Origin of the sequence: Nonomuraea diastatica, assembly GCF_004349015.1 — a bacterium.
Lineage (GTDB): Bacteria > Actinomycetota > Actinomycetes > Streptosporangiales > Streptosporangiaceae > Nonomuraea > Nonomuraea diastatica.
Genome location: NZ_SMKP01000379.1, coordinates 1 through 2,194, shown reverse-complemented (window position 1 = coordinate 2,194; position 2,194 = coordinate 1). Strand labels below are relative to the sequence as shown.

At 65.1% G+C, this 2,194-nt stretch carries 3 protein-coding genes; all 3 read right to left on the bottom strand.

The features are described from left to right. Positions 1–440: 440 nt before the first annotated feature. Entirely contained in the window at positions 441–647 is a 207-nt protein-coding gene (locus E1294_RS51675) for a hypothetical protein (protein ID WP_132520636.1), read from the bottom strand. A 396-nt stretch (positions 648–1,043) separates the two neighbouring features. Beyond that, on the bottom strand, positions 1,044–1,214 hold the full coding sequence (locus E1294_RS53990) for a hypothetical protein (RefSeq protein ID WP_165977989.1): 171 nt from the start codon (positions 1,212–1,214) through the stop codon (positions 1,044–1,046). A 756-nt stretch (positions 1,215–1,970) separates the two neighbouring features. Then, positions 1,971–2,194: hypothetical protein (locus tag E1294_RS51670; protein ID WP_220448444.1), on the bottom strand; the 224-nt coding region annotated here is incomplete at its 5' end.

Here is a 2,194-nt window from a genome sequence, read left to right as displayed (position 1 = left end):
CGCAGACGCCTGACCAGGCACAACACTCACGCCTAGTGACACGCCGCATCAGCGTGCCCGCAAGCGTTTCCGCAGCTCAGACCGCAGATCTGTGTGCCTTTCTCGCTACACATCTGCGGAACGCGGGTCGGGGAAGAGGCGTTTGGCCGACGGGGCACCCTCGACTGGTTCCTCAACCGGGGGCCGCCGCCTGCGGGACGGTAGCTGGTGCTCGTCTTCGTGGCTCTTGAAGGTTTGTGGGGGTGGTGGCGGACCTAGCCACAAAGGGCCCGTGACCTGCCCGCTTGGAGGGTCGGGCTTCTGACGCGCGAGCGGCAGGGGTCGAAGTGGCGCCTGCTTGGTACGCATCCGCTGCAGCGCCTGTTGCAGGGCGTCACTCCGCTGCTGAAGCGTCGGTGATGGTGTCTCCGGCCGGCCTTCTGGTTCGTCACGTGCTGTCGTCACCGGCGCCCTCCGAAGGCCGTGATGGCGCCGCGCCGGCACTTCCGTGCCACGAGGGCGGCCGGCACGCAGCTGATGAGGAGAGCGGCGACGGCGGCCAGGGGGCCCTGTAGATCAAGCGCCTGCTCGATTTCCCAGACGATCAATACGGTCAGCCATCCGATGGCCAACGCCGCCGGGTTGGGAAGCCTGGGGACGTCCGGCACGAGGATTCCTCTCTCTGCGATGCTGTGGCAGTGGCCGGATCGGCATCCGGGTGATGGCAGGGCCGAAGTCGGCCCTGGCGGTGTGACGCGGCCGCCGCGGCGTGTGCAATTCGCAACTCAAGATGATCAGCACTGCGAGGACAGGCCGGTCGTGGTTGACAGCGCGCATCACGATGGTGGTGATGGCTGCGGCCAACGCGGCCGCAGCCGGAACGACTGTCAGCCCGCTCAGACCTATGCGACGTGCCGCCCACAGGACGATGACGAAGATCAGCCCCCATACCGCTACAGCGGAGTAGCGGACGGCAAAGGGCAACGTTCTTCCGGGCGGGCCCAGATACCTGTTGTCGACTTCGTACGGCAGGTCGTCGCTCAAAAGCCTCACCGCTGCTCCCCTCACGAAAAGAACAGGTCGAGGAGGCTCGAGCCGATGGTGGCGGCCCGGTCGGGGTCACGTCCCAGGGCCACGACAGCTGCGGCAATGATCACCACTGCCGCAGCCATCAGGACATGGGAGAACTTCATGGACCTGATCGCGCCCAGCACGGTGAAGCCGACTACGATCACGAGAATTCCGAAGATCGAGAGAAGCCATCCAGCGATCGACTTGAAATCGATGATCGTGGAAGTCCCCCTCGAGGGGCGGGGGATGGTGACAGCGCGGCCACGTTCAGGATGTCGGACATGGCTTGCGACGCACTCACAACATCAACAATCACGGACTGTGCCCTCCTTTCTTGTCGGCGTTGAGTGGGCCTGGCCGACGCCAGGGAAGGCGATGGTCGAGCTCGGCTGGAAGCCCTTGTGCGGCTATGCACCGTTCTCACCTCGCTGCCGTTGGCGGGCAATTTGAGCTCGCTTGATGGATGCGCCCGGGGCCTTCATGCTCGAGTCGTCGCCCCAGTCGCCCCGTCGTGCTCAACTCCTGGGCCGTCATCCCGCCCGATCCCGACACCGCATTGCCTTGCCTGTGAGCTGACGCTCTCGTCACGCATGGCGTGTCGGTCGCCACGTCGTAAATCACAGGTGCCCCGTTGTCCATCGGCGGCAGCCGTGGAATACGGCCCGGCCCAAGGCCACACTGCAAACTGCCGCAGCGTTTTCCTGCGCTTTCGCTCGAGCCGGTTTCGGCGCGAAATGGTCCCAGCGAATCTCCCCGGGCGACGGCGCGGAGCAGTTCGCCACAAAGTCGGCCGTGATTCGGACCGTGGCCGGAATTCACGCGAGGACGCGCGGGGCAAGGTCCTGTGATTCGGGGCAGGTGCCGGACGAAACGAATGTAAGCAATCAGAAGGTTCTGTGACGCTGGGTGATATGTGCTGATCAGGCGTCGAGTGCGACGGGCGGCATCCAGAGGTTGCCGGTGAAGGCGCGGTGGATCGCCTCGAAGGCGCTCAGTCCGTGCTTGCGGGCGCTGTCGCCCGCGTTCCGCAGATGTGTAGCGAGAAAGGCACACAGATCTGCGGTCTGAGCTGCGGAAACGCTTGCGGGCACGCTGATGCGGCGTGTCACTAGGCGTGAGTGTTGTGCCTGGTCAGGCGTCTGCG